The following is a 1,577-nucleotide window of genomic DNA, read 5'->3' as shown; positions in this document are numbered from 1 at the left end:
GTCCTATTCCGCGCATGCCGAGGCGCCGATGCTGACGGTGCGCGACCTCGATTTCTACATGGACATCCGCACCGGCGGCGAGAATCGCACCGGCGACAAGGTGATGTCGCCGCTCGCCGACGCCAATTTCGCCTACCTGCCGCCGACCGTGCTGATCACCGCCGAATGCGACCCGCTGTCTTCCGACGGCGAGGCCTATCGCGACCGCGTCGTCGCGGCCGGCGGACATGCATACTGGTTCGAGGAACCGGGACTTGTGCATGGCTACCTGAGGGCCCGGCACACGGTCGGCCGGGCGCGCGCCAGCTTCACCCGCATCGTCGAGGCCGCAACGGCGCTCGGCAAGGGCGACTGGATCTGGTGACGCACTCCGGCGACGGGTTGTCCCAGTTCGCCGCCTTTCTCCCATGAACCTTTCCGCGTCAGCCCACGACTGACGCTCAGGCGCCGCATGGTGCGGCCCGGGAAAGGAAACCCAATGACCAGAAACCCAGAGGCTCCACGGTCTCCGGGAACAACAGAAGCTCGGCGCGACCACCGTCTTCGGGACGGGGTCGATGCGCCGGGCTTTCCGCTGATTCCGTTGACCCTGCGTAAGAGCCGGCGTATCGTGAACATGAGGAAAGCAGACAATTCGATCAGGGAAGAACGTGCCGGAACGCCGCGCCTTGCCCTGATTCGCGCGGTAATGCCGGATGGTTCTTCCATAGACTTCGGGGGGAGTTCTATGTCCTGCGACCAAGGCGCTCTTGCGCACGCTCGTGCCGGCCGTTTGCGCCGCGCGGCAAAGGCAACCAGCGGATTTCTTGCTCTTGCGCTCAGCGCCAGCCTGTGGCTCGGCAGCCCCGCCAGCGCGCAGGAAACCCAGATCATCTATCCTGGCTCGATGGCGGTGACCGGCTTCCCCGGCACCGTCATCCCCAATTTCGACTCTTCCGATTCCGAAGAGGGGGGCCTTCCGCCCGGGGTCGATCCGGTCGACGAAACCTTCATCGACACCAGCCGCGCGTCCTTGCGCGTCTTCGACGTCTCGCATCTCGGCGGCCCGGCCTCGGGCCAACTCGTCTACACGCCGCCGCCCTTCGAGGTGACGGCCGGCCAGATCGGCGAGGTCTTCGGCCTCACCTATGACGACGGCGTGCGTGATGGCGTGCCGTCGGGCATCCCGAACCTCTATGCCGCAGCGACCTCGCTGCACGGCATCGAGACCGTCACGCCCGACGCCGACGATGACGGACGGCCCGAGCGAGAGCGCCGCGGCGCTGCCGGTGCTGCCTTCATGGAGGGCCAGTTCGGCACCGAGAATGGCGGCGGGCCGGGCACGATCTGGAAGATCGACGGCATTACCGGCGCCGTTTCGAAATTCGCCGATATCGACACCAACAGCGGGCCCGGCATCGGCAACCTTTCCTTCGACCCCATCCATCGCCAGTTCTTCGCCTCCGATCTCGACACTGGCCTGATCCATCGCATCGACGCCAACGGCATGCTGATCGACACGTTCGACCATGGCGTCGCCGGACGCCCGGCGCACGGGCTCGACCCGGTCGCCGACGACGGCGCCGTCATGGACATCC

1 protein-coding gene and 1 pseudogene are annotated in these 1,577 nt (G+C 66.5%); both read left to right on the top strand.

All coding sequences use genetic code 11. From position 1 onward, the window contains the following. A partial coding sequence (locus tag EOA33_RS35125; RefSeq protein WP_145989504.1) for an alpha/beta hydrolase occupies positions 1–364 on the top strand: 364 nt, incomplete at its 5' end. 363 nt (positions 365–727) lie between these two features. Further along, positions 728–1,577: pseudogene (locus EOA33_RS35120) on the top strand (hypothetical protein); the annotation flags it as partial.

The sequence above is a fragment of the Mesorhizobium sp. M4A.F.Ca.ET.050.02.1.1 genome (genome assembly GCF_003997725.1).
Classification (GTDB): domain Bacteria; phylum Pseudomonadota; class Alphaproteobacteria; order Rhizobiales; family Rhizobiaceae; genus Mesorhizobium.
This window is presented reverse-complemented; position numbering and strand designations above follow the sequence as displayed.